The organism is Tetzosporium hominis, from assembly GCF_002265435.1.
Classification (GTDB): Bacteria; Bacillota; Bacilli; order Bacillales_A; family Planococcaceae; genus Chryseomicrobium; species Chryseomicrobium hominis.
On the sequence record NZ_NOKQ01000014.1, the window covers coordinates 1 to 231 of the forward strand.

Annotated in this window: 1 protein-coding gene; it reads left to right on the forward strand. The window is 50.6% G+C overall.

Features of this window, described 5'->3' with window-relative positions; genetic code table 11:
• A partial coding sequence (locus CF394_RS00035; protein WP_133079761.1) for an ATP-binding cassette domain-containing protein occupies nt 1–231 on the forward strand: 231 nt, incomplete at both ends.

Here is a 231-nt window from a genome sequence, read left to right on the forward strand (position 1 = left end):
ATGTTTCCCTTCAATATACAAAAGAAAATGCGGAAGCATTGCATGGGGTGTCTTTTCAGGCTGAGCGCGGCAAAACAATTGGGTTAATCGGCGCGACGGGGTCAGGCAAGAGCAGCATCATTCAACTGCTGAGCCGCTTTTATGAACCGACATCCGGCCGGATCACGATCGACGGCAAACCGCTTGAACACTACTCATTAAAGATGCTGCGCTCCAATATCGGCGTCGTAC